Genomic DNA, 25007 nt, shown 5'->3' with positions numbered 1-25007 from the left:
TGTGCGGCCCGCCGGCATATGTCGACAAGGACATACTTCGTCGGTGGAAGCCGGATGCGATTGGGTGGATAGCCGGCAATGCTGAAGACCTTCACGGATGAGGGCGGCGAATTCGAGCGAACCGATGTCGTCATCGTCGGTGCGGGTTTCACAGGCCTGTCGGCGGCGCTCGAGATGAAGAAGGCCGACATCGATTTCATTCTGCTCGAAGCAGGCGACCGCGTCGGCGGACGCGTCGAGTCCCGCCTGAACGGACTTGGCGAACGGATCGATAGTGGCGGCCAGTTCCTGTGCGAGGACATGCCGGAATTGATGGCGCTGATCGAGGCGCGCGGCAAGACGCTGGTTGAAACCTATGTCGATGGCGATTTCATCACCCAGCCGACGATGTCCGTACAACGAGCAGAGCGGATCTATGACGCGGCAATGGCAATCCGCGAGCGCATGAACGGGATCGATCCGGACGACGTCTCGATTGCCGGACTGACCGTTGCCGACTGGCTTGCCCGCCAGCGCGATTCGGCCGACGCCAGGGCCGTCTTCCGTTCGATGATCGAAGGTCTCTGGTGCATGACGCTGGATCAGATTCCTCTCTGGTATCTGATCGACAATGACCGACGCGTCACCAACGAGGTGCCGGAGCTGCAATATTTCGTGCGCGAAACCATGCATTCACTGGCCGACGATCTGGCCCGCGACCTCAGTGATCGGTTGCGGCTCAGCGAGCCGGTCACGCGCATCGAGTATAGTTCGCAAGGTGTTCTTGTCGTTTCGGCCGGGGGTGCCATCGAGGCGCGCACGGTTCTGGTTGCCGTCCCCCCGGCGACGGTGACGGAGCTCGCCTTTGCCCCCGCCTTGCCATCTGGACTGGGGCGGGCGCTCGGCGCCTGGAAAAGCGGCGCGGCTATCAAGATCCTGGTGCGCTATGCCAAACCGTTTTGGCGCGGGCGGGATTTGAACGGCATGGTGATGTGGCTCGATCCGCCGGGGCTGTTTGCCTGCGACGCCGGCAAGGATGCGGAGCATGCCGCGCTCGTCGTGTTCGTCGGCGGGTCGCTCGCGCTGCGCTGGCGTGACCTCGGCGAGGTGGAACTGCGTGCGGAGGTGACCGGCCGGTTGGAGGCAGCCCTTGGCCCGGATGCCGGTGATGTCATCGATTTCAGTTTGCGTGACTGGGTAGGAGATCGCTGGAGCGGCGGCGCGTACAGCGATCTTGTTGTCGACGTGACAGCAAGAGATGCCGAGCGAACGATCCTTGCCGGCGCACCGCCGGTGTATCTCGCCTGTTCAGAACTCTCGCCGTCGTTTCCGGGGTATGTCGAGGGCGCCATCATTGCCGGGCGTATCGCCGCGCACAAGATCATTGCCGAGCTTCAAGCTCCGGTCTGAGCCTGGTCTTTTCGAAAAACTGTTTGGCAAGATCGGGTCAGGTTGCGCCTCGAGCCCGAGCGCCGTCGAAGCTATGCCCGATTTTGCCCGACTTCGCCCGAATGCTGTTTCGAATTGGTTACAGTGCCAGTCCTTCGCCACCCCATCGTCGTTACAAAGTGCGGATAAGTTCATTTCACCGCCAAAAGAAACTCAGCGAAGGGGAAGGCAATGCATGCGAAAATCCAGACGATCCGCGGCGAGAGCCGCCTTCAGGCTCCAGAGCGCAATGACCGCCGTCCGAAACTGGCGCTGCGCCAGCGGGCCAGCGACCACCCCATGGCGATGTTCATGGTGCTGGCTGCTTGCGCCTTCGTCGGCATGGCGTTCACGCCGACAATCGGGCCGGCCTTCGCTTCGTTGAATCCGCCGTCCAATCTCATCGACGGCGCGCAGACGACGACCAGGACCGCGCGTCTGCCGGTACCGGTGACCGACTTCGCCTGCAAGGGCCAGACCTGGGGTGCCGAGAGTATCGATTGCCTGCGCGCAATCGCCGAACAGTCCGGAACACACAAGAGCCGCGCCATCCGCATGATCGCCACTGCCGCACCGTTGGCCGACACGCCGAATATTTTCTGATTTTGTCGTAGCACGATCCGAAACCGTTCCCGTTTTGGGATCATGTTCTGGACTCCCCGAGCGCTCCCTCCAGCGCGCTCTTCTTCGGCCCCCGCCCCCGGGGGCCTCTTTTTTATCCTTTAAAGGCCGCCTGTTCGGCAATGGCAGACAGCACACTGCGCACATCAAGCGTGCTGAACGGCTTTTCCAGGATCTGCGGCCGCTGCTGTGCCGGCAGGGCCTCGATTTCGGCTTTCGCACCGATCAGGTCGCCTGTGACCAGCACGAAACGCCGCGCCAGGTCAGGCTTTTCGGCGAGCAGCTCGCGATAGATCGATATGCCGCTGACGCCGGGCATGCGCAGGTCCGAAAAGACGATGTCCGGCGGCATGTGGCCGCTCAAAGTGGCGGCGGCCGATTCCCAGACAGGAACGATCCGCGACTTGATGCCCATCAGCTCGAGAATGTCGGAGAGCGAGCCGGCGACATCCGGCTCGTCGTCGATGATCAAGGCATGGCGCAGGCCGCTCGATCGCGGCTGGTTGTCGCCGGCGGTGGCGAGGCCGGCCACGATGGCCGGCAGCTGGACGACGAAACGCGCGCCTCTCGGGAGCACTTCCTCGAACCAGACATTGCCATTGTGCCGCTCGATGATCGATTTCGAGATCGACAGGCCGATGCCGGTGCCGACGCCGACCGGCTTGGTGGTGAAATAGGATTCGAAGATGCGGCCGCGGATCGCTTCCGGCACGCCGGGCCCATTGTCCTCGACCGAGAAGCAGGGATGACCGCGGTCGCTGCGGAACGTCCGCACCTTGATCAGCCGGTCACCGGCAATGCCAGCCAAGGCGTGCTGGCTGTTGATGAGGAAGTTGGCCGCTACCTGCGTCACATGGTCGGCGTCGGCCATGGCCAGCAGCGGGCCGGCGGCGAAATCGGTGTCGATGACGATGCCGCTTGAGCGCGCGCCATAGGCGGTCACTTCGAGTGCCGACCGGATCACCTGGTTGAGGTCGGTCTCGGCCTGTGCCGCGGGATGGAGGCGGACCATCGACAGGAAGCTCTTGACGATGCGGCCGCAGCGCTCGGCCGCGGCGCGGACTTTCTCGGCGCGCACCTTGGTCTGCGGATCGGAAGCGAATTCGTGCAGCAGCGTCGATTGCGCCACAACCACGGCCAGCGGATTGTTGAGTTCGTGCGACACGCCGGCCAGCAACGAACCCATTGCCGCCATCTTCTCGTTCTGGTGCAGCTTCTCGCGCTGCCGGCCGATTTCTTCCTCGGCACGCAATTTGTCGCGCAGGTCGCGGATGGAGCCGAAGATCAGGCGGCGGTCGGCGACCCGCATCTCGGTCGCCGTCAGCTCGATCGGGAACACTTCGCCGGCGGCATTCTGGGTCACCGTCTCGAGCCGCTGGCCGACCATCGGCGCGCCGCGGCCGGACATGTATTCGGCCCCTGAGGCATAGCCCTTGCGGTAGTAGATCGGCACGATCGTATCGAGCAGGTCCTTGCCGAGGATGTCGCTGCGCTGGAAGCCGAACATCTTCTCGGCGGCCGGATTGAATTCGATGATCGAGCCGGTCTCGTCGATGACGACGATAGCGTCGAGCGAGGCCTGCAGCATGGTGCGGCGAATGACCTCGCTGGCGTGGGCGTCGGAGGGCGAGCGCTCGATGGCGTCGCCGATGGCCAGCGCGATGATGTGCAGGGTCGCCTCTTCCTCGTCCGTCCATGCACGCTCGTTGACGCAGTCATTGACTGCCAGCGTCCCCCAGAGATGGCCATGCGCAAATACCGACACCGACAGAAACGACTTGATGTGCTGTTTTTCGAAGTCGGCCCTCAGGAAGCCTTCAAGGTCGCGCGTATGCCCGGCGAACACCTTGCCTTGCCTCTCGTCCTCGGCCAGCCGCTCCAGCAGCGGGTCCGAATTGACGATCGATTGCATGATGACGGTCGGCGACGCCAGTTCGCCGCCGAAAAGAGGGTCGATCCAGTAGGCTGCGACGGATTGGGCGAAGCCCTGGCCGGGCAGCTCGCGCAAGCGAAACAGGATGCCGCGCTGGCAATCCATGGCCCGGCAGAGCGTTTCCAGTATGCCGTCTATCTCGCGCTGCCAGTCGCCGGCCTCGCGCAGCCGGCGAACGACACGCACGGCCGCCATCGCCGCGCCCTGCCTGAACCCTTGCATATCGGTGCTTGCTGCTTCAGCGATCATCTTGTGCTGTCATTCCGGAGTCGCGCCAATTCGGAGTCGTGCCAATTCTGGCTGGCGAGCAACCGAATCCTTCTGGCCCGGTGCTCAGTTGCCGTCGCCGGTCGGCAGCGAGAAGATATAGCCCTCGCCGCGCACCGTGCGCAGGAATTTCGGATTGGCGGGATCGGCCTCGATCTTCTTACGCAGCCGCATGATGCGAATGTCGACGGCGCGTGACGATTCCGGATCTTCGGTGAAGCCAATCGCCTCGGAGATCGCGGCGCGGGTTAGCAGCCGATTGGCGCGGGTGAGGAAAATCTCCAGCACGTCGAACTCACTCTTGGCCATGTCGATCACCGCGCCATTGGCGCCGGTGACCAGCCTGCCGTCGAGGTCGGCCTGGAAGGGACCGAAGGCAACGGAACGGCGATCCGTCCCGGCCTTCTTGTCCTGGAGCTCCTTCGGCTGGGGAACGCGGCGCAACACGCTGCGCACCCTGGCCAGCACTTCGCGCAATTCGTAGGGCTTGACGATGTAATCGTCGGCACCGAGTTCCAGCCCGACGATGCGGTCGAGCGCGGTGCCGGCCGCTGTCGCATAGATGATGCCGATCGGCAGTTTCGAACGCAGCCAGCGGCCGAGCGAGAGGCCGTCCTCGCCCGGCATGGCGATGTCGAGAATGGCGAGATGGAACGATTGCGTTTCAACGAGGCTGCGCGCAGCGGCAGCACTTTCGGCGGTGGCCACCTCATAGCCGGCGGCGCCAAGATATTCGGCGACCGCGTCCCGTAGATCGGGCTCGTCCTCGACGATGACAATTCTTGCCCGCACGATGCTTTCGCTCCCACTTTCAGTGGAAAGTAGATTGGGTATAAACATCATGTCCAGCACTCATATCCGGGTTGCTAGGGAACGGTTGGAAAACATGGCTGCACGATCCGTCATTGCGCTCGTTTCGGTAGCCGAAGTGGTGGCGACCGAACTCGCCGACCATCTCGAGCGGCGCGGTCACGATGTGCATCAGGCGCGCCAGCCCTGGGAGGCCGAATCGCTGTTGTCGGGAAAGGGCATCGACGTCGTCGTCGTCGGCGACAGTCTCAGCCAGGCGGAGGGGCGGGACCTGCTCCGGCGTTATGGCGGCCAAGGTGGGGGCGGTGAGGGCGGACCGGATTTCATTCTGATCTGCCGCCCGGCCGATCTTGTCGACAAGGTGCTGGCGCTGGAGCTTGGTGCGGCCGACGTCGTCGAGAGCCCGCTCAATGTCCGTGAACTGGCCGCCCGTGTCGGCGGTCTGCTTTCGCGCCGCGGCAGGGGCACCCAGGAACTGATCGTGCTGGAGAACGCGACCGTCGATCTGAGATCGGCCATGGTCATGCATCGCTCCGGCTCCGAGGAACAGCTTTCGCCTGGCCAGGTGGCCCTGCTCAGGTTGTTCCTGGCCAGTCCGCGCAAGGTGCTGACGCGTGACGATATCATCGCCGCGGCACCGGCCGAAAACGCCGACGCCTTCGATCGCTCGATCGATTCGCGCATCGTGCGGCTGCGCCGCAAGCTCGACACCGACACCATCACCACAATACGTGGCGCCGGCTATCGGTTCGATCCGCCGCGGCAATTTGCCGACTGACTGCCTGCTACTGGCGCAATCCCTTTTTTCGGGCATCGGATTTTCCATCTCTGGGCCCGATGCTCTTGACGCTCAGCGTACCAGCAGAAGCGATGGCCCCACCGGCATGTCACTGCCCATGGTGAGTTCGCTTGCATGGGCGCGGTCCCGGAGGAGCACGGTAGCAAGACCGGCAAAGCCGAGCAGGCCCTGGGCGTAAAGCAGTGCGGACAGCACCGAAGCAGCGAATTTCGTTTTCATCGTCGCAGTTCCCCAAATGCCAATTCTTCAAAAATGAACCTGTTGCGGGTCTCTTCAGGATACCCCCGAAGTGCCCGCGCCGCCCACGGAGCCCCCCGTCGCGGCGCGGGCCTTCGGTCCTCTCGGCAGCAAGTTGCCGGAGGCGCCGCGCAAACCCGTCAGCCTAAGGCCGACCCGCCAGAGGGCCTTGAGCCGGGCGATGCGCAGGCTGGAAACAATCCAGACCGTGGCGAAAAACAGTGCGGTATGCAGCGTCGAAATCTCGCCCGAAGTCATCGCGCCGAGCCTTGTCAGCGGGGTGCCGGCAACCGTGCCGACGCCGCCGATGACCGCTGCCGCGATGCTGATCCTGAGAAGCCAGGACAGCGCGTTTGATTTCGTCCTCATGTTCGTTACCGGCTGTTTTCGTTGCGTCAACTTTGCTCGCACCCCGTATCCGGATCATGCCGCTTGGAGCCGCGCTTTGTTGCAGGTTGGTTTCGATGCTGACGCTTGATCTTTCACATGACACCAATTCGCACTTTCGTTTGGAGGCGGATACTCATGTTCCCGACTCCTGGTCTTGGCTGGGTGGGTCTGCCGAGCCTGTTCCAGCCAGGTTATAAGGAGGCGTTTGTTAACCAGCGGAAACAGATTCGAAACAGAAACGAGCGTTTTGCGAAATCTTCTCGAAACATGACGTTGGGATAAGCGGCCATCGAACTGGAGCCGGCCAACCGGCAGAGAGAGGGGACTTCATCATGCATACCGCCATTTCCGCCAAGCTTATCAACATCACCGCCGCTGCCTTGACTGGTGCAGCACTGCTGCTCGGCGCCGGCTCGGGTGCGGCGCACGCCGCCAACAAGATCGTGGCACGCGTTTCGCTTTCGCAGCAGATCATGGAAGTCTCCGTCGACGGCCGGCCGACCTTCGCCTGGAAAGTCTCCACCGGCGACCGGGCCCATGTGACGCCGACCGGCTCGTTCAAGCCGACCCGCATGCATGAGATGTGGTATTCGAAGAAATACGACAACGCCCCGATGCCGCACTCGGTCTTCTTCAGCGGCGGCTATGCGGTACACGCGACCTACGCGATCAAGCGCCTCGGCCAGCCGGCTTCGCATGGCTGCGTGCGGCTGCACCCCGACAACGCGGCCGATTTCTACCAGCTCGTCGAAACCTTCGGGGCGACCAACACCAGCATCGTCATCGTCAAGTAGCAGGCTGGAAACGGTGGCGTGTCAGCATGCTGGCGCGCCTCGAGGCTCCCACCGGAAAACGCTGCGGTATGAGCACAGCTCGAACCGAGGTATTGCGTACAGCTCAAACCGGCGGAGCCCAGCCAAAAAGAAAAGAGGCCGGAAAGTTTCCGGCCTCTTTTCTTTTGCATTTGTCCTGCGCATTTCCGGGCAGGAAGCCCCACCCTAGCTCGGCAGTGCCGGCATCAGCTTGGGATCCGGCTTCTCCGCCAAATGAGGCAGGTCCTTGCTGGCGATGAAGGTGTAGAACATGGGCACGACGAAGAGCGTGAACAGGGTTCCGACCAGGATGCCGGTGAAGATGACCAGGCCCATCGAATAGCGGGCCGCGGCACCAGCGCCGCTGGACGTGATCAGCGGCACCACGCCGAGCGCCATCGCCGCTGTCGTCATCAGGATCGGCCGCAGGCGCACCTTGGCCGAGGCGATGATGGCGTCGCGCCGTCGCATGCCATGCTTTTCACGCTGCTGGTTGGCGAACTCGACCAGCAGGATGCCGTGCTTGGTGATCAGACCGATCAGTGTGATCAGGCCGACCTGCGTGTAGATGTTGAGCGTGCCGAGGCCCAGATTGAGCGGCACGATCGCGCCGAAGATCGACAGCGGCACCGCCATCATGATGATCAGGGGGTCGCGAAAGCTTTCAAACTGCGCCGCCAGCACCAGATAGATGACGACAACGGCCGCCGCGAAAGCGATCAGGATGGTGTTGCCCTGTTCCTTTTCCTGCCGCGATTGACCGGAATAGTCGAGGAAGAAGGTGTCGGGCAGGCTCTCCTTGGCGATGTCCTCCAGCGCCTTCAGCCCGTCGCCGGTGGTGACGCCGGGCAGCGGGAGCGCCGAAATCGTCGACGAATTCAGTTGGTTGAACTGCTCGATTGCCGCCGGCGCCGCATTGTTCGAAATCTTGACTACCGCCGAGAGCGGCACCATCTCGCCCGTCACGCTGCGCACGAAGTATTCGCCGAGCTTATCGGGGTTGTCGCGAAACTCCTGCGGCACCTGCGGGATGATGTCGTAGCTGTTGGAGTCACGGTCGAACTGCGCCACTTCGGCGCCGCCGACCAGCAAGGTCAGCGTGCGGCCGATATCGGCGATCGGCAGGTTCAACGCCGCGGCGCGATCACGGTCGATGGTCACCGTCACCTCTGGTGCGTCATAGGCCATCGAATTCTGCACGACGATGAAGCGGCCGGAGGCTTGCGCCTTGTTCTTGATCTGCTCGGCCACCTCGTACACTTCCGAGGAAGCGCCGGTCGATCGCACCACCATGGAAATGGGCAGGCCGCCACCAGAGCCGGGCAGCGTCGGCGGCGCGAAGACGAAGGCCTCGACGCCGGCCACTTTGGCGATACGGGCCGTGATGTCGGCCTGCAGTTCCTTCGAATTGCGCTTGCGTTCCGCCCAATCCTTGAAGGCATAGCCGACGAAGGCGCTGTTTGTCGTGCCGCCGAAGGCGACGGCCGAGAACTGCGCCCGTGTTTCGGGAATATCCTTCACCAGGCCGAGGATCTGGTTGACGTATGTCTCGGTGTAATCGGAGGTCGCATAACGCGGCCCTGTCACAATCGAGAGCAGAAAGCCCTGGTCCTCTTCCGGCGCCAGTTCGCTCGAGGTCTTGGTGAACATGAAGCCGGTGACGCCGACAAGCGCAAGCACGATGATCAGCGTCAATGGGCGATAATTGAGCGACCCGGTGACGGCGCGTTCATAGACATGCTCGACGCGAGCGAAGGCGCCGTCGACAATGCGCTGGAAACGGCCCGGCGTGCCGGACTTCAGGAGGCGTGCCGACATCATCGGGGTGATGGTGATGGCGATGACGCCCGACAGCACCACTGAGCCGGCGAGCGTGACTGCGAATTCACGGAACAATGCGCCGGTCAGGCCGCCGGTGAAGGCCAGCGGCGCGAACACGGCGGCCAGTGTCATGGTCATGGCAATGATGGCCGACGATATTTCGCGCATACCGCTGAACGCGGCCTGCATCGGCGACATGTGGTCTTCTTCCATATGGCGATGGATGTTCTCCACCACCACGATGGCGTCGTCGACGACCAGGCCGATCGCCAGCACCATGGCCAGCAGCGACAGCAGGTTGATCGAATAGCCCACCGCAAACAAAAGGAAACAGACGCCGATCAGCGACAACGGGATGGTGATGATCGGCATCATCACCGACCGGAAGGAGCCAAGGAACAGAAGGATGACGACGATGACGATGGCAACCGCCTCGGCGATGGTCTTGAACACCTCTTCGATCGAAGCGCTGATCTGCCCGGTCGCGTCGTAGACGACCTCGATCGTCATGCCTTTCGGCAGCGTCTCCTGAATCTGCGGCACCAGCTTGGTGAGCGCCGCCGCCGTGGTCAGCGGATTGGCTGCCGGCGTCGGGAAGATGGCGAGGAAGGTGCCGGGTTTGCCGTTGAACGAGACCCGGGTGTCGGTGTTCTCGGCGGCGAGTTCGACGCGAGCCACGTCGCGCAACCGCACCACATTGCCGTCAGTCGAGCGCAGCGGCAGCTCGGCGAATGCCTCCGGCGTCTGCAATGTCGAGCGCACGGTGATCGAGGAAACGACATACTCGTTCTGGGTGTTGCCGGGCGCCGACAGGAAGTTGGAATTGTTGATCGCCGTCAGCAGTTCGGAGGCCGTCACGCCGCGCGCGGCAAGCTTGACCGGGTCGATCCAGACGCGCATCGAGTATTCCTGGGCGCCGAAGATCTGCACGTCGGCGACGCCTTCGACCGTCGACATGCGCGGCCTGATGACGCGCTCGATATACTCGGTCAGCTGCTCCTTCGTCATGTTCGGGTTCTGCATCGAGATGTACATCATCGCGAACTGCTGGCCGGTGCCCTTGACGATGACAGGGTCCTTCGATGCGTCCGGCAAGGTGCCGCGCACGCCCTGGACCTTGGACAGGACTTCGGTCAGCGCGACGTCGGGGTTCGAGCCGAGCTTCATCTGCACGGTCACGGTGCTGGAGGACGGGCGGCTGGACGAGGTGACGTAGTCGATGTTTTCGGTCGAGGCGACGGCGCGGGCGATCGGGGCGGAAATGAAGCCCTGGATCAGATCGGCGCTGGCGCCTGGATAGGCCGTCGTGATGGTGATCGCGGTTTCGTCGACCTTCGGATACTGCCGGATCGACAGGTTGAAGATGCCCTGGAAACCCAGGAGCAGGATCATGCAGGCAAGGACCGTCGAAAGAACAGGCCGGCGAATGAAGAGATCTGAAAAGCTCATTGCTGTTCGGCCTGCTTGTTCGCCGATTTGGTCGGGTCGATGGTGTTGTCCACAACGACGGACATGCCGTTGAAGAGGCGGTTCTGGCCGGCGGTGACGACCTCGTCGCCGGCCTTCAGCCCCTCGACGATCTCGACCATGCCTTGATTGCGGCGGCCGGGCTTGACGAACACCTGCGACAGCACGAGCGCGGGCTTGTCACCTTCCGCCGCCGGCTTGGCCGGATCGGCAGCCTTGTCGGTTGGTTTTGCCGCATCGGCGGCAGGCTTGGCTGCATCAGCCGCCGGCTTCATGGCATCGGCCGGCTTGGTGTCCGCAGGCTTGGCTTCCGCCGATTTGTCGGCTGACGGCGCGGCGGGTTTTTCCTCCGGCTTGGCTGGGGCCGCCTCGGCAGGCTTGGCCGGCTGCACCACGAAGATGTAGTCGCCATAGAGGCTTGTCGTCAGCGCCGTCTGCGGCAGGGTCAGCACGTTCTGCTCTTCGGGCAGCTCGACACGCACCTGCACGAACTGGCCGGGGGTCAGCTTGCCATCGGGATTGGCGACTTCCGCCCGGATGTTCACCAGCCGGCTGGACGAGTCGATCTTCGGGTCGATGCCGCGAATGGCGCCTGCGAATGGCCTGTCCTCACCGCCAAGGCCCAATCGAATCGTCTGGCCGATCTTGAGCAAGGCGAGTTGCTGTTCGGGAACCGAGAAATCGACCCGCATCGTGTCGAGGTCCTGCAATGTCACCACGGCGGTGCCGGGCGCCAGATACTGGCCGATATCGATTTTCGGAATGCCCACCGTGCCGCCGAAAGGCGCCGTCAGCTGCTTCTGTTCGAGTACGGCCTGCAGCTTGGTGACCTGAGATGCCGAGGCCGAGGCCGCCGCACGCGCCGTGTCCAGCGTCGAGTCGGAGCCGACGCCACGCCTGGTCAGTTCAATGGCGCGGGCCAGCGAGGTCTGGTCGAGCGCGGCCTGCGCTTTCTGTGCGTCGAGATCGGCGCGCTCGACGGCGTCATCGAGCTGCAGCAGAACCGCATTGTCGGCCACCTTCTGGTTGGCATGGAAAAGGATGTCCTTGACGATACCGGTGGTCTCGACCGCCAGGTCGACACCGCGCACAGCCTTGACCGTACCGATAGCCTCGACGCCTGGCGTCCAGGCCGAAGGCTTGGCGATGGTGGTCGACACGGTTGCCGCCGGCGGCTTCATCGATGCGAAATACTGCTTGATGCCGTTGTCGCGCAGGAAGTTGAAGCCGACGATGCCGCCGACCACGACGACGAGCAGAGCCAGAACCAGAACAATGATAAAGATACGGAGTATGCGCTTGAACAAGGAAGTCCCCTCAGTCGAAATCCGGCGCGAAGCGCGGATATCGGGACACATATCGACTGCGGGTCCCGATTTCAAATAATGGCGGTCTTCCTGTACCGTCTGGACGGTCTTGTCAATTGGGCCTAAGCTTGCGATGGGAGGCCCCATGAGAGCCCAAAGACCGAATTCGCGCGAGAAGATTCTCGCCGCGGCGGCTGATGTTGCCCGGGAATCCGGACCAGGCAGCCTGTCGCTGGATGCCGTAGCCAGCCGTGCCGGCGTGTCGAAGGGAGGGCTCCTCTACAATTTCCCGACCAAGGCCAAATTGATGCAAGGTTTGGTCGAAGGCTATCTGCGTGAGTTCGAGCACGCACTGGAAGCCGCCCGCACAAATGACAAGGACGAAAATCCCCTGGCTGTCTACATCAGGCTGTCAGCCAATGATTGCGAGGAAAAGCAGCCGTCGGCGTCCTGGATTTTCTCGGCCATCGCCGAGGATCCCGATTTCATGATGCCGATAAAGACCTTCAAGAGGCAGCTTTTCGAGCGGCTGAAAGGTGAGACGCCGGATCTCAAATCGCTGTTAATCTGCTATCTCGCCATCGAGGGATTGCGCAGCATGAACCTCTTCGATTCGGATGTCCTGTCGAAAGATGAGCGAGAGCTTCTGGTATCGTCCCTGCTCGAGATCGCCAAATAGGCGTCGCCCACCCTATGTCTGGACCCCGCTGGTCGAAAGGCAGATTCCCGACACCATGAAGGCGCGCGGCATGACCGAGGAACAGGTCAAGCACGATGTGCTGCTCGCTGCCCAGCCGACCAAGGAATTCGTCACCGTCGATGAGCTTGCTGCGTTGACGCTGTTCCTGTGTTCGGACGCAGCCAGGCAGATCACCGGCACGACCTTGCAGATGGACGGCGGCTGGACGGCACAGTAGCCCGGCCCCGAAGGCTCAGCATTTGCTTCCGGCGGCCAGTAGCGGGGTGTCTCCTGGTTGGATTCCGCTGCTCGTTCGACGCGAGAGTTTCGGGATAGCGGCGATCAACTCTCGCGTATAGGCCTGCTGCGGACGATCCAGGACATCTTCCGTATTGCCATACTCAACCAGCTTGCCGTGCTGCATGACCGCAACGTGCTCGCAGAGATAACGCACCACGCCCAGATCATGGGAAATCAGGATCAGCGTCAGCGACAATTCGCGGCGCAGCCGCGCAAAGAGGCCGAGCACCTGGGCCTGGATGGTGACGTCCAGAGCGGAGGTGACTTCATCGGCGATCAATATCTCAGGTTCCAGCGCCAGGGCTCTGGCGATGCCGACGCGCTGCCGCTGGCCGCCGGAAAGCTGCGTGGTGCGTCGGTCCAGCAACTGGCGTGGCAATTCCACTTTTTCCATCAGCTCGCGGATCCGCTCCGGGATGTCTCTTTCCGGGCAGATGTTCTGTTGCCGCAGCGGTTCGGCCAGAGTTCGCGCAACCGTAAACGCCGGGTTGAGGGACATGAACGGGTCCTGGAACACCATCTGCAGTTTGCGAACCTGCTCCGGTCGGCGCTGCCTTAGCGCGCGATCGAGCGATTGGCCGTCCACCTCGATCTCTCCTTGTTCCGGCTGCACCAGGCCTGCAATGGCCCGGGCTATGGTGCTCTTGCCGGAACCGGACTCGCCGACGATCCCCAGTGCCCCACCGCGCCGCAATGCCAGCGAAACATTGTCGACCGCGCGCACGATCTGCGGCGGCTTGCGTGTCGCCCAGGCTGCAAGGCTCTGCCCTGGGTAGAAGTTCACGCACAGGTTCTTCACCAGGAGATGCGGTTCCGTCGCCACGGGGCATGCATGCGTGGTCGGCTTCATCAGCGAGGGTTGGGAAGCGATCAGGCGCTTCGTGTATTCATGGGCGGGGTCACGCAGGATCTGATCGACCGAGCCGATTTCCAGCACCGCGCCGTCCTTCATGACGACGACGCGGTCGCACATTTCCGCGATCACGCCAAGGTCGTGAGAGACCAGAATGACCGACAGCTTGCGTTCACGCCGGATGCCGCGGAGCAGGTCGAGTATCTGAGCTTGCACCGTGACATCAAGTGCCGTCGTGGGCTCGTCGGCAATCAGCAGTTTCGGTTCGCAGGCAAGGGCCGCCGCAATCATCACCCGCTGACGCATGCCACCGGATAGCTCGTGAGGATAGGCGCCCGCGCGCCTTGGCGCGTCCTTGATGTGCATGTCTTCGAGCAGTCCGACCGCCCGCGCATTGGCCTGCCGCCAGGATACGCCCTGATGGACCACCATCGCTTCTCCCACCTGACGCCCGACCGTCATGATCGGATCAAGATGCGTCGACGGGTTCTGGAAGATCATCGCCGCTTGCCCGCCACGCAGCTGGCCCAGATCGGCATCCTTCATGGCGAGGACATCGCTGCCCTCGAACATGATCCGACCCGACTTCACCAGTGCGTTGCCGGCAATCAGCTTGAGGATGGCTCTGCAGGCCACCGTCTTGCCCGATCCGGATTCACCGACGATCCCAAGGACCTCTCCCGCTTTCAGTGAAAAGCTGACGCCGCGCAGGGCGTGGACGTCGCCAAAATTGGTGGCGAAGTCGATGGTGAGGTTCTCGACGCTGACGAGGTCGCTCATCTCAGGATTCCGTGTTCAGGAGGCGGGCGAGACCATCAGCGGTCAACGAGAGGCCCAGCGCCAGAAGGCAGATGGCGATGCCTGGGAAGATCGCAATCCACCATGCGGTCGTCAGGTAGGTCTGCCCGTCCGCGATCATGGCGCCCCATTCGGGCGTTGGCGGTTGTACGCCGAGGCCGAGAAAACCCAATGATGATCCGAGCACGATGGCCAGCACGGCATCGGTCATGACGAAGACGATCGATGGGACGATGGCATTCGGCAGGATGTGGAACAGCATGATGCGCAAATGCCCAAAACCCATGCCACGTGCCGCCAGCACGAAATCGACGCCGCGCAGCACCAGCGCCTGGCTCCGCACAAGTCGCGCATAGCTGACCCAGTTCACCAAGGTGAGCGAGATGAAGTAGCTCTTGAGGCCGGGCCCCAGCACGGCCACGATGGCGATCACGAGGACGAAATAGGGAAATGATACGGTGACCTCGAGGATGCGCATCAGCGCCGCATCGATCCGGCCACCCAGATAGCCGGCGATAAGGCCGATGATCGTCCCCAGGATGATCGGACCGACGACGCCGAAGAAGGCCATGGCGAGATCGTAGCGTGCGGCAAACAGTGTCCGCGCCAGGACATCGCGGCCGATGGCGTCGGTGCCAAACCAATGCTCGGCGCCAGGTGGTTTCAGCGCCTGCATCACATCGACCTTGATCGGGTCGAAACTGGTCAGCACCGGCGCCAAAATGGCCACGACGATCCAGGCCAAGGTGATGGCGCCGCCAATGATCAAGGTTGCCGGCATCGTGCGGATACGCGCCATGGCCAAGGAGCCGCTGCCCTGCATCACATCGCTCATAATTCCACCCGTGGGTCGAGAATGGCGGTCAAGACATCGACGGCAAAATTCGAAATGACGACACCTACGGCAAGCAGCAGGGCCACCGCCTGGACGACGAACTGGTCGTGCGTGAGAACGCCGCGGATGAGCAGGTTGCCGAGCCCTGGAATGTTGAAGACATTTTCGACAACGACCGTTCCGCCGATCAGGAAGGCGACCACGACGCCCAGCAGATTGACTGTCGGCAAAAGGGAATTCCAGAACACATGCCGGGAAAAGATGTAGCTTTCCGGCAGGCCCCTGGAGCGGCAGGCGATCGCGTAATCCTTGTCCATCTGCTGAATGAAGGTCGCGCGCAGATTGCGCGCGAGGATCGGCGTCACCCCGATGCCGATCGTCAGGGCCGGCAGGAACAGATGCCACAGATTGTTGAAAAAGGTCGGCCCGTAACCGGATACGGGGAAGATCTTCAGCCGCAGGCAGAAGCCCATGATCAGCAGCAGGCCGACAAAGTAGGACGGCACGCCGACGCCCGCGACGCAGACGAGACGGATGAGGTGATCGATCCACCGTCCGCGCTGCCGGGCAGCGGTGACCGCGAGCGCGAATGTCAACAGCAGCGAGATCACGAGGCCATAGAGGATCAAGAAAACCGTTGGCGCGATCCGTGCCGCGATGACGCCGCTGACGGGACCCCGGAAGGCGATCGACTGACCGAAATCGCCGCGCAGGCAATTCAGCACGTAATAGAAATACTGCACGGGGATGGGCTGATCGAGACCGTATCGCGCCCGCACGAATTCGATCGCCTCCTGACTGGCCTTGGGGCCAAGCATGAGGCGAACCGGATCGCCGGGTGTCATTTGCAGCAGCAGGAAGGTGATCACACTGATACCCAGCAGCACGGGGATCAACTGTATCGGCCGCCTGAGCACGAAGGAGAATCGATTCATGGGTCGGGATCCTGGTGTCAAATCGATGCGAGACGGGGACGAAGATCTCGTCCCCGTCTCGCATCCTGTGCCGATCAATCCAGGCTGGTCCCGCCGATGGACGAGAATTGCAGGCCGACGTTCAGGACCAACCCTCTCACGCTCGGAGCATAGGCGTTGAGCCACGTCGGGTGATAGAGCGCCACCTGCGCCACCTCGTCCACCACGGTCTTCTGGATCTGGGCATAGAGCTCGGCCCGTTTGGCATTGTCCGCCTCGCCCGAGGCTTCATCGATCAGTTTGTCGACCGTTTCGTTGTTGTAGCGGGTGTAGTAGGACTTGTTGTCGCCCGCGCCCCAGACGCACCAGCGCAATGCGTTGTCGGGATCTCGCGTCTCGTTGTACCACCAGTTCATTTCCGCCTGGTACTCGCCATCGGCGAGGCGGGTCCATGCCTGGGTTGAATCGATCTTGGCAATGTTGACGGTGATGCCGACTTCCGCCAACTGCGCCTGGATCAGCACCGCCGCCTTTTCCTCGTCGGCACTTCCGGCATTCTGAATGAGTTCGAAACTGGCTCCGGTCTTGCCGGATTCAGCCAACAGGGCCTTGGCCTTTTCGACGTCTCGGGCAATGACTGGCAGCGATTTGTCGAAGAAATCGAGTGTCGGGCTCATGATGGAACTGGCCGGCGTGCCGAGACCCAGCGTCACCGCGGCATTGATGGCGGTGCGGTCGATGCCGTAGCTGACGGCCTGGCGGAATTTGAGGTCGTTGAAGGGTTCTGCCGAATGGTTGATCAGCATGTCATAAGTGGTGCTCGAAGGTTCAGGGTCGGCGCGGAAGCCGGCGGCCTTCAACTCGGCCATGCGCGGGGCCGGAACTCCTAGGCAGACATCGAGCTCGCCCGCCTGGAACATCGAGACCCTGGTGTTGTCGTCCGGGACATAGCGGAATTCGACGCCGTCGATCTTGGGCTCGCCTTGGCGGTAATAGTGCTCGTTGCGGCCAAGGACCACGCGGTCTCCCGGCTTCAATTCGACGAATTTGAACGGCCCTGATGTGACCGGCGCCTTGGCGAAAGCGTCGTCGCCCATTTTCTCGACCGCTGCCTTCGGCACAATGCCGGTATTCCAGATTTCGGTCAGCGTCAGGAAGGGCGTGAATTTGCGATCGAGCGTCATCACCACTGTCCTGGCGTCCTTTGCCTCGATCTTGGTCAGGGGCTGGAACGGCGCCGCATAGGCGGAATCCTTCTGGAAGCGCATGCGGTTCCAGCTGAACGCCACGTCCTCGGCCGTGATCGGCGACCCATCGGAAAATTTGGCCTCGCGCAGGTGGAAGGTATAGGTCTTGCCGTCATCCGCGATGTCCCAGCTCTCGGCAAGGCCCGGGCCGACTTCAGTGCGATCGGCATTGGCATGCAGCAGGCGTGCATACATCATGCCCTGGATGAGGATATCGGCTCCGTAAGTGGTTTTGATCGGGTCCAGGGTGAGAACCTCGGCTCCATAGGCCATACGCAGTATCTTGCTGCCGTCAGCATTGGCTCGAAGCAATGTGGCCGGCAACGTCGCGATGCTGAAGCCGGCAAACGCCGCACTTTTGAGGAATACTCTGCGGTCCATGACAATCTCCCATTTTCGTTGATGATGTTCCCGGGGCGGTTCCATGCTTGTTGGTTCAAGCAGTCGTTGTTGGTTCAAGCAGTCTTGGTGATGTGGGTAGGTGGTTTGCGCTGGTGCCAGGCGTAGTCGGCTTCAAGCACCGCACCCAACCGCAGCAGCAGATCGTCGCGTCCGAACGCGGCGACAAACTGCACTCCGATCGGCAGGCCGTTTTGCGTCCAGCCGAGCGGCAGGGATATCGCCGGCGATCCGGTGCCGTTGAAGAGCGCGCTGAACGTCTCCTTCGGCGCCAGATCGGCGAACACCGTGTCGATGTCGCGGCCAGGACGATCCGGGTCGTACGTGCCGAGCAACTCCGGCGAGATCGCGCAAGTCGGCGTCACCAGCACGTCATGGACGGCCAGGAATTCGCCAACCGTCCGCGTGATCCGGTCATACACCGCGAGAGCCGCGATCAGGCTTGCCGCATCGAGCGTTCGGCCATGGCGGTAGACGGCAAGTGTCGTCTGCTGCAGGCTGTCTTCATCGATCGGCCGCCGCAGCAGGCCCGCCAACTCGTCGAGCGACTGCGCCGTAGAAGCTGCCCAGATCACTTTCTGTGCCGCCAGATAGCGCTCATAATCGAACACAGGCCCGGCTTCGACGACCTTGTGGCCCAGTTGCTCCAGCCTCTTGCCCACTTCGAGGACTGCCGCCTTCACCTCGGGGTCGAGCGGATAGCCGGACCAGGACGTTGTGCACAGGGCAATGCGCAAAGCCTTGGGTGGCGTCTTGATCGCCTGGGCATAGCTGGTGGTCGGAGGGACGATCTCATAGCTGTCGCCGGGAAGCGCACCAGAACCCAGATCAAGCAAAGCCGCCGTGTCGCGGATCGAGCGTGTCAGCATGAATGAAATGGCGAGACCCAGCATTGGCGCATTCGATTCCGGCGCGCCGCTGATCCGTCCACGGGACGGCTTCAGGCCGACGACCCCGCAAAAGGCGGCGGGGGTGCGAATGGAGCCGCCACCGTCGGCGCCTTGCGCGACGGGAACGATGCCGGCGGCAACGGCCGCGGCTGCGCCGCCGCTCGATCCCGAAACACCCCTGCTGGTATCCCAGGGGTTGCGTGTCGCACCATAGAGAGAGGATTCGGTTGCCGCCGCTATGCCGAATTCCGACGTGGTGGTACGCCCGATATTGGCAAGGCCGCCGGATCGCATTTTCGCCCAGAAGGCGTGATCCTCGCCGCAGATGAAACCCTTGGCGAGAACGCTGCCAAACTCTCCCGGCCGGCCGGCTTCGATAGGGAAATCCTTGGTCAATGTCGGCATGCCGTGGAAAGGTGCGGGTCCGGGAACGTCGCCCAGCCCCTCGATCGCATCGGCATAGGTTTCGATCACGGCATTGAGCTGCGGATTGACCGCGGCGATCCCTGAAAGGATGCAGTTGCCCAGTTCGCGCGGCGTAACTTCCCGATTGCGTAGGAGCTCGGCCAGACCGACGCCGTCATAGGCGGCGTATTCCGTCAACTTCATGCGCCTGCCCTGACTGTCCACGGTTTCAGCAACGGGTGATGCATCGTCATTCTTCGCCTTCTTCCTCTTTGATGTGCCGTGCGACGCGCCGTGGCGGTTTGTGGAAGGTTCGCAGGATCCCGGCGATATCCTCCAGCTCGTTCATCCGCGTCTCGGCCGATTTGCCAAGTTTCTCGGCAACGGAATGCGTGAGGAGGTTCAGAACCGAACTTATGGCGGCCGTCGAATCCCAGTACAGGTCGACGCGCGTCGATACTTCGAGCGCCAGTTTTGTGTATTCAGATGCCCAATGACTGTATTTGTCGGTAACGATGATCAGAGGAATCTTTCGGCGCTTGATCTGGGCGCACAGCCGAAAGCTCATCGCTGCGTATTCCGCCGTGTCGATCAGCAGCACGCAAGAATTTTCGCCGCTATCGGTGAGGATTTCTGAGAACGTGCCGCCCAAACCTTCGGCAAAGCGGACATCGCTCCTCACCCAGCGCAGACGCGTCGCGAAATCGAGCCCCAGTCCCTTCACGGCTTGGAAGCTGACGCAGTTCACGCGATCGCAGGTGCTCAGCAGATGAACGATTTCGGACCATATCTCGCCCTGGGCAAGGCCATAAGCCGCGGTCAAGGCCTGCTGCTCCATCTCCAGGCTGCGAGCCAATCGTTCCTGCTTTTCGCCGCCGATGCGGAAACGCAACTCGGCACTGTCCAGGCCCGGGCCAGCGGCTTTCGGTGCGGAGCGCAGGCCACGCTTCATTTCCTTGAGGTCGGTGTAGCCGAGACGCCGCACGAAACGGGTAACGCTTGCCTCGCTTACGCCGGCGCCGGCGGCAATGGTGGCGCCAGTTTCAAAGGGAATGTCATGGATGTTGGCGAGCAGGTATCGCGCGATTGCCTGCTCGGTCCGCGCGAACTCCAGCCAGCCCTCGCGCAACCTGGCTTCCAGCGCGCTGGCCACCTCGGTCTCACCGGAAACAGTCTTCTCGCCAGGCGTTTTCATCTTCATCGGCCGCAACGTCCCTTGGCAGACCTATTTGGAACAGACCGGAAAAGGCCACCCCAGGAAGCGCAGTTCATTTCCAGTTCATGACGCGACGCTAGCACGCGAGAACACGCTGTGAAAGATAAATTTTACAATCTAATATTTCGGTACTTTTATTTCACGACCGGCCGTAATCGCAAAAAAGCGTTCCGCGCTGGCTCCGCCTGCGAGCGAACCTGTCTTCGCGCGCCGTGCGGTTCGCGGCTTCGTTTTCGTCCATGGTTCGGGCTGCCTGGAAAGTGGTTTTAAGCACGACAATCTGGACATTAGTCTTGACAGAAATACAGATGTTCAATACCCGTCAGGCAATCGAACAAGCCTGCATTATGGGAGGAACGAGCGGTATGGCTTCCAATGTTTCGTTGACGGGCCTTGCCCGCGATCTCGAGGAACGCGCCAAGTCGGGCAAGCCTATCCGCATCGGCCTGATCGGCTCGGGCGAGATGGGAACTGACATCGTCACTCGTGTCGCCCATATGTCGGGCATCGAGATCGGCGCCATTTCCGAACTGAACCTGCCTGCCGCCAGCAAGGCCGTCGATATCGCCTTCCAGGAAACCGGGCATGCGCGCGAGGTGTCGAACGCGTCGGCGATGACGGCGGCGATGGAAGCCGGCAAGGTGGCGGTCACCAACGATGCCAGCCTTGTCATCAACAATGATCTGATCGACGTCGTCATCGACGCCACCGGGGTTCCCGCCGTCGGCGCCGAGATCGGGCTGCGCGCCATGGAACATGGCAAGCATCTGGTGATGATGAATGTCGAGGCCGACGTCACCATCGGCGCCTATCTGAAGAGCGAGGCCGACCGGCTCGGCGTCACCTATTCGCTGGGCGCCGGCGATGAGCCGTCCTCCTGCATGGAGCTGATCGAGTTCGTTTCGGCCATGGGGCATCCGATCGTTGCCGCCGGCAAGGGCAAGAACAACCCGCTCAACATCGACGCCATTCCCCCAGACTATGAGGAGGAAGCCAAGCGCCGGCACATGAATGTGCGGATGCTGGTCGAATTCGTCGACGGCTCCAAGACCATGGTCGAGATGGCGGCGATCGCCAATGCCACCGGCCTGGTTCCAGACAAGGCCGGCATGCATGGCCCGGCGGCCACGCTTGGCGAACTGTCCAAGGTGCTGGTGCCGCAGAAGGATGGCGGCGTGCTGTCGAGGGTCGGCGTCGTCGACTATTCGATCGGCAAGGGTGTCGCGCCCGGCGTCTTCGTCGTTGCCGACATGTCGCATCCGCGCATCTCCGAGCGCATGGAAGATTTGAAGATGGGCAAAGGCCCGTATTTCACTTTCCATCGTCCCTATCACCTGACCTCGCTCGAAGTGCCGCTGACCTGCGCGCGCGTCGTGCTCTACGGCAAGGCCGACATGGTGCCGCTGGCCAAACCGGTGGCCGAAGTCGCCGCCGTGGCCAAGAAGGACATGAAGCCCGGCGAGAAGCTCGATGCGATCGGTGAATATTGCTACCGCGCCTGGATCATGACGACGCCGGAGGCGCGCGCCGCCAAGGCCATTCCCTGCGGCCTGCTGCAGGGCGGCTCGGTCACCGCGCCGATCAAGAAGGGCGAGCTCATAACCTACGCGAATGCAGCGCCCGCGGCGGGCTCCAAGATCGCCGAACTGCGCGCCCGCCAGGACAAGCTCGTCTATGGGTCCGTGGGAGCGTGATCATGGCCACAGCCAGCAAAGCCGTCACTGACAGTCGCGCCAATCTGCCCTTCGTCTACCGCCAGTACAGCGCCGAGCAGCTCAGGGAGGTGCTCCACAAGATGTACCTGATCCGCCGCTTCGAAGAGGGCGCGGAGGAGTGCTACACGCGCGGTCTCATCCACGGCACCATGCATTTGTCGATCGGCCAGGAAGCCAGCGCCATGGGCATCTGCATGCCGCTTGCCGAGGATGACCAGATCACCTCGACGCATCGCGGTCATGGCCACTGCATTGCCAAGGGTGCCGAGGTCAAGCGCATGTTCGCCGAGTTCTTCGGCAAGACCACAGGCTATTGCAAGGGCCGTGGCGGCTCGATGCACATCGCCGATGTCGGCAAGGGCAATCTCGGCGCCAATGGCATCGTCGGCGGCGGCATCCCGATCGCCGTCGGGGCGGCATTGTCCTCCAAGATGATGAAGACCGGCAAGGTCGTGGTCTCGTTCTTCGGCGATGGCGCCAACAATGAAGGCGCTTTCCACGAGGCGCTCAACATGGCGGCGGTCTGGAAGCTGCCCGTCATTTTCGTCTGCGAGAACAATGGCTACGGCATGTCCACATCGACAGCCCGCTCGACCGCGGTCAAGAACATCGCCGAGCGCGCCGCCGCCTATTCGATGCCGGGCGTCATCGTCAACGGCAACATCTTCTCCGAGGTCGCCGAGGCGTCTCATCAGGCTATCGCCCGAGCCCGCGCCGGCGAGGGGCCGACGCTGATCGAGTCCAAGACCTACCGCCATCGCGGCCATTCCAAGAGCGACCGCAACCGCTATCGTACCAAGGAAGAGATCGAGGACTGGATGTCGAACCGCGATCCGATCACCCTGTTCGAAAGCGAGCTCAGGGAATTCGGCTTCATCGACGACAAGGGCATCGAGGCCATTCGCGATGCCGTGGCGCAAGAGATCGCCGAGGGCATCGAGTTCGCCAAGGCGAGCCCATCGCCCGATATCAGCGAGACCGGAAATTACGTGTATACGGAGCAGGCGTGATGGACGCGATGGTGCGTGAACTGAGCTACGCCCAGGCGATCCAGGAAGCCATGGCGATCGCCATGGACATGGACGAACGCGTTTTCCTGATGGGCGAGGATATCGGTGTCTATGGCGGCGCCTTCCAGGTCACCGGCGACCTGGTCGAACGTTACGGCGCTGACCGCGTCATCGACACGCCGATTTCGGAATTGGGCGGCGCGGGCGTCGCGGTGGGCGCTGCCCTCACGGGCATGCGGCCGATCTTCGAGTTCCAGTTTTCCGACTTCGCCACGCTTGCCATGGAGCAGATCGTCAACCAGGCGGCCAAGATGCGCTTCATGCTGGGCGGCGAGGTTTCAGTTCCCGTGGTGATGCGCTTTCCCGCCGGTTCCGGCACCGGTGCGGCGGCTCAGCACAGCCAGAGCCTGGAAGCCTGGCTCGGCCATGTGCCGGGTCTGAAAGTCATCCAGCCGGCGACCCCCTATGATGCCAAGGGTATGCTGTTGGCGGCGGTCGCCGATCCCGATCCGGTCATGATCTTCGAGCACAAGCTGCTCTACAAGATGAAGGGACCGGTGCCCGAAGGCTATTACACCGTGCCGATCGGCAAGGCAGATATCCGCCGCGAGGGCCGCGACCTGACCATCGTCGCCACCTCGATCATGGTGCAGAAGGCGCTCGACGCGGCTGCCGCGCTGGAGAGCGAAGGCATCGACGTCGAAGTCGTCGATCTCCGCACCATCCGGCCGATGGACAAGCAGACCGTCATCGACAGTGTCAAGAAGACGTCGCGGCTGCTATGCGTCTACGAAGCGGTCAAGACGCTGGGCATCGGCGCCGAGGTCAGCGCCATGATCGCCGAGAGCGAAGCGTTCGATTATCTCGATGCGCCGATCGTGCGGCTGGGCGGCGCTGAAACGCCGATCCCCTATAATCCGGAGCTCGAGAAGGCGACGGTGCCGCAAATTCCCGACATCATCACCGCTGCGCGTGACCTCGTGAAAGGGGTTCGCTGAGAAATGCCGACCGAAGTCATTCTTCCCAAGGTCGACATGGACATGGCGACCGGACAGATCTCGCGTTGGTTCGCCGAGGAAGGCGCGCACGTCAAGAAGGGCGATGTGCTGTTCGAGATCGAGACCGACAAGGCGGCGATGGAGATCGACGCGCCGGCCAGCGGCGTGCTGCGCGACGTCACCGGCAAGGAAGGTGTCGATATTGCGGTCGGTGCAGCTGTTGCATGGATTTATGCCGACGATGAAAGCTATGCGCCAATCTCCCCCCTCGAGGGGGAGACGTCGACCAAGTCGACAGAGGGGGTTGCCTCAGGAGGCACCCCTGTACCGTCGAGCCCAGTCGAACCGACCTCACCCGACCGGCCTGCGGCCGGCCACCCTCCCCTCGAGGGGGAGGGGAAAGCCCGCGCAACACCTTTGGCCAGGCGCCTAGCCCGCGAGGCTGGCCTGAACCTCTCAACCGTATCCGGCACAGGCCCATACGGCCGTGTTGTAAAAGCCGATATCGACGCCGCACTTTCCTCCCTCCTCGAGGGGGAGGTGTCCGCGAAGCGGACGGAGGGGGTCGCCTCAGGAGGCGCCGCCCAATTCAGCACCGCCCTGGCGCCGACACCGGTCGAAGCGACCCCACCCGACCGGCCTGTGGCCGGCCACCCTCCCCTCAAGGGGGAGGGGGACGTGCTGCGTCTGTTCGAACAGGGCTCCTACGACCTCGTCCCGCATGACAATATGCGCAAGACCATCGCGCGCCGCCTGGTCGAAGCCAAGACCACCATCCCGCATTTCTACCTGACGCTCGATTGCGAACTCGATGCGCTGCTGGCGCTGCGCACGCAGATCAATGCGGCAGCCCCGGTGAAGAAGACCGATAAGGGCG

Annotated in this window: 21 protein-coding genes and 1 pseudogene; 10 read left to right on the top strand and 12 right to left on the bottom strand. The window is 62.5% G+C overall.

Features of this window, described 5'->3' with window-relative positions:
- Positions 1–78 precede the first annotated feature (78 nt).
- Both NP503_RS19420 and NP503_RS19415 read left to right on the top strand, forming a co-directional pair.
- Positions 79–1389, top strand: a complete 1311-nt coding sequence (locus tag NP503_RS19420) for a flavin monoamine oxidase family protein (RefSeq protein WP_127268957.1) — start codon at positions 79–81, stop codon at positions 1387–1389.
- A 210-nt stretch (positions 1390–1599) separates the two neighbouring features.
- Positions 1600–2010, top strand: coding sequence for a hypothetical protein (locus NP503_RS19415; protein ID WP_127271289.1), 411 nt, complete (start codon positions 1600–1602; stop codon positions 2008–2010).
- A gap of 112 nt (positions 2011–2122) precedes the next feature.
- On the opposite strand, the gene NP503_RS19410 is transcribed toward NP503_RS19415, so the two are convergent.
- Positions 2123–4210, bottom strand: a complete 2088-nt coding sequence (locus tag NP503_RS19410) for an ATP-binding protein (protein WP_164748876.1) — start codon at positions 4208–4210, stop codon at positions 2123–2125.
- Positions 4211–4294: 84 nt separating this feature from the next.
- Positions 4295–5068 carry a response regulator gene (locus tag NP503_RS19405; RefSeq protein WP_206517176.1) on the bottom strand — a complete coding sequence of 258 codons (774 nt, stop codon included), beginning with the start codon at positions 5066–5068 and terminating at the stop codon, positions 4295–4297.
- Between the two features lie 46 nt (positions 5069–5114).
- On the opposite strand from NP503_RS19405, the gene NP503_RS19400 reads away from it, so the two are divergent.
- On the top strand, positions 5115–5816 hold the full coding sequence (locus NP503_RS19400) for a response regulator transcription factor (protein ID WP_127271440.1): 702 nt from the start codon (positions 5115–5117) through the stop codon (positions 5814–5816).
- A gap of 72 nt (positions 5817–5888) precedes the next feature.
- Here the strand turns inward: NP503_RS19400 and NP503_RS19395 are convergent, their stop codons facing one another.
- The gene (locus NP503_RS19395) at positions 5889–6056 is read right to left on the bottom strand and encodes a hypothetical protein (RefSeq protein ID WP_081738724.1); all 168 of its coding nucleotides are present in this window, start codon (positions 6054–6056) and stop codon (positions 5889–5891) included.
- A gap of 54 nt (positions 6057–6110) precedes the next feature.
- Positions 6111–6443: a hypothetical protein gene (locus NP503_RS19390; protein ID WP_027037042.1), complete on the bottom strand. Its 333-nt coding sequence runs from the start codon at positions 6441–6443 to the stop codon at positions 6111–6113.
- 353 nt (positions 6444–6796) lie between these two features.
- Between NP503_RS19390 and NP503_RS19385 the strand changes: the two genes are divergently transcribed.
- On the top strand, positions 6797–7258 hold the full coding sequence (locus NP503_RS19385; protein ID WP_023811018.1) for a L,D-transpeptidase: 462 nt from the start codon (positions 6797–6799) through the stop codon (positions 7256–7258).
- 204 nt (positions 7259–7462) lie between these two features.
- Here the strand turns inward: NP503_RS19385 and NP503_RS19380 are convergent, their stop codons facing one another.
- On the bottom strand, positions 7463–10546 hold the full coding sequence (locus NP503_RS19380) for an efflux RND transporter permease subunit (RefSeq protein WP_127272041.1): 3084 nt from the start codon (positions 10544–10546) through the stop codon (positions 7463–7465).
- Entirely contained in the window at positions 10543–11871 is a 1329-nt protein-coding gene (locus NP503_RS19375) for an efflux RND transporter periplasmic adaptor subunit (protein ID WP_127272038.1), read from the bottom strand. The genes NP503_RS19380 and NP503_RS19375 overlap by 4 nt, the downstream gene beginning before the upstream one ends.
- Before the next feature lie 145 nt (positions 11872–12016).
- Between NP503_RS19375 and NP503_RS19370 the strand changes: the two genes are divergently transcribed.
- Positions 12017–12550: a TetR/AcrR family transcriptional regulator gene (locus tag NP503_RS19370; protein WP_023811021.1), complete on the top strand. Its 534-nt coding sequence runs from the start codon at positions 12017–12019 to the stop codon at positions 12548–12550.
- A gap of 7 nt (positions 12551–12557) precedes the next feature.
- Positions 12558–12788 (top strand): annotated as a pseudogene (locus NP503_RS19365) (SDR family oxidoreductase); the annotation flags it as partial.
- A 15-nt stretch (positions 12789–12803) separates the two neighbouring features.
- Here NP503_RS19365 and NP503_RS19360 read toward each other — a convergent pair.
- The 6 genes from NP503_RS19360 to NP503_RS19335 form a co-directional block, all read right to left on the bottom strand.
- On the bottom strand, positions 12804–14483 hold the full coding sequence (locus NP503_RS19360) for an ABC transporter ATP-binding protein (RefSeq protein ID WP_127267171.1): 1680 nt from the start codon (positions 14481–14483) through the stop codon (positions 12804–12806).
- A gap of 1 nt (position 14484) precedes the next feature.
- Positions 14485–15336 (bottom strand): ABC transporter permease, encoded by an 852-nt coding sequence (locus tag NP503_RS19355; RefSeq protein ID WP_236383514.1) that lies wholly within the window; start codon positions 15334–15336, stop codon positions 14485–14487.
- On the bottom strand, positions 15333–16271 hold the full coding sequence (locus NP503_RS19350) for an ABC transporter permease (RefSeq protein ID WP_127267170.1): 939 nt from the start codon (positions 16269–16271) through the stop codon (positions 15333–15335). Before NP503_RS19350 ends, NP503_RS19355 begins: the two co-directional genes overlap by 4 nt.
- Before the next feature lie 74 nt (positions 16272–16345).
- Entirely contained in the window at positions 16346–17878 is a 1533-nt protein-coding gene (locus NP503_RS19345) for an ABC transporter substrate-binding protein (RefSeq protein ID WP_164749041.1), read from the bottom strand.
- A gap of 74 nt (positions 17879–17952) precedes the next feature.
- The gene (locus NP503_RS19340; RefSeq protein WP_127267168.1) at positions 17953–19395 is read right to left on the bottom strand and encodes an amidase; all 1443 of its coding nucleotides are present in this window, start codon (positions 19393–19395) and stop codon (positions 17953–17955) included.
- Between the two features lie 46 nt (positions 19396–19441).
- Positions 19442–20344, bottom strand: coding sequence for a MurR/RpiR family transcriptional regulator (locus tag NP503_RS19335; protein ID WP_164749042.1), 903 nt, complete (start codon positions 20342–20344; stop codon positions 19442–19444).
- A gap of 428 nt (positions 20345–20772) precedes the next feature.
- Here NP503_RS19335 and NP503_RS19330 point away from each other — a divergent pair, with 428 nt between their 5' ends.
- The 4 genes from NP503_RS19330 to NP503_RS19315 form a co-directional block, all read left to right on the top strand.
- The gene (locus NP503_RS19330) at positions 20773–22101 is read left to right on the top strand and encodes an NAD(P)H-dependent oxidoreductase (protein WP_127267166.1); all 1329 of its coding nucleotides are present in this window, start codon (positions 20773–20775) and stop codon (positions 22099–22101) included.
- A 2-nt stretch (positions 22102–22103) separates the two neighbouring features.
- A complete protein-coding gene (locus NP503_RS19325; RefSeq protein WP_127267165.1) occupies positions 22104–23132 on the top strand; it encodes a thiamine pyrophosphate-dependent dehydrogenase E1 component subunit alpha in 1029 nt (342 codons plus the stop codon).
- Positions 23132–24130, top strand: a complete 999-nt coding sequence (locus NP503_RS19320) for an alpha-ketoacid dehydrogenase subunit beta (protein WP_127267172.1) — start codon at positions 23132–23134, stop codon at positions 24128–24130. The genes NP503_RS19325 and NP503_RS19320 overlap by 1 nt, the downstream gene beginning before the upstream one ends.
- Before the next feature lie 3 nt (positions 24131–24133).
- On the top strand, positions 24134–25007 hold an 874-nt coding region (locus tag NP503_RS19315; RefSeq protein WP_127272035.1), incomplete at its 3' end, for a biotin/lipoyl-containing protein.

It is taken from the genome of Mesorhizobium sp. SEMIA396 (assembly GCF_024518615.1).
GTDB lineage: Bacteria > Pseudomonadota > Alphaproteobacteria > Rhizobiales > Rhizobiaceae > Mesorhizobium.
This window is presented reverse-complemented; position numbering and strand designations above follow the sequence as displayed.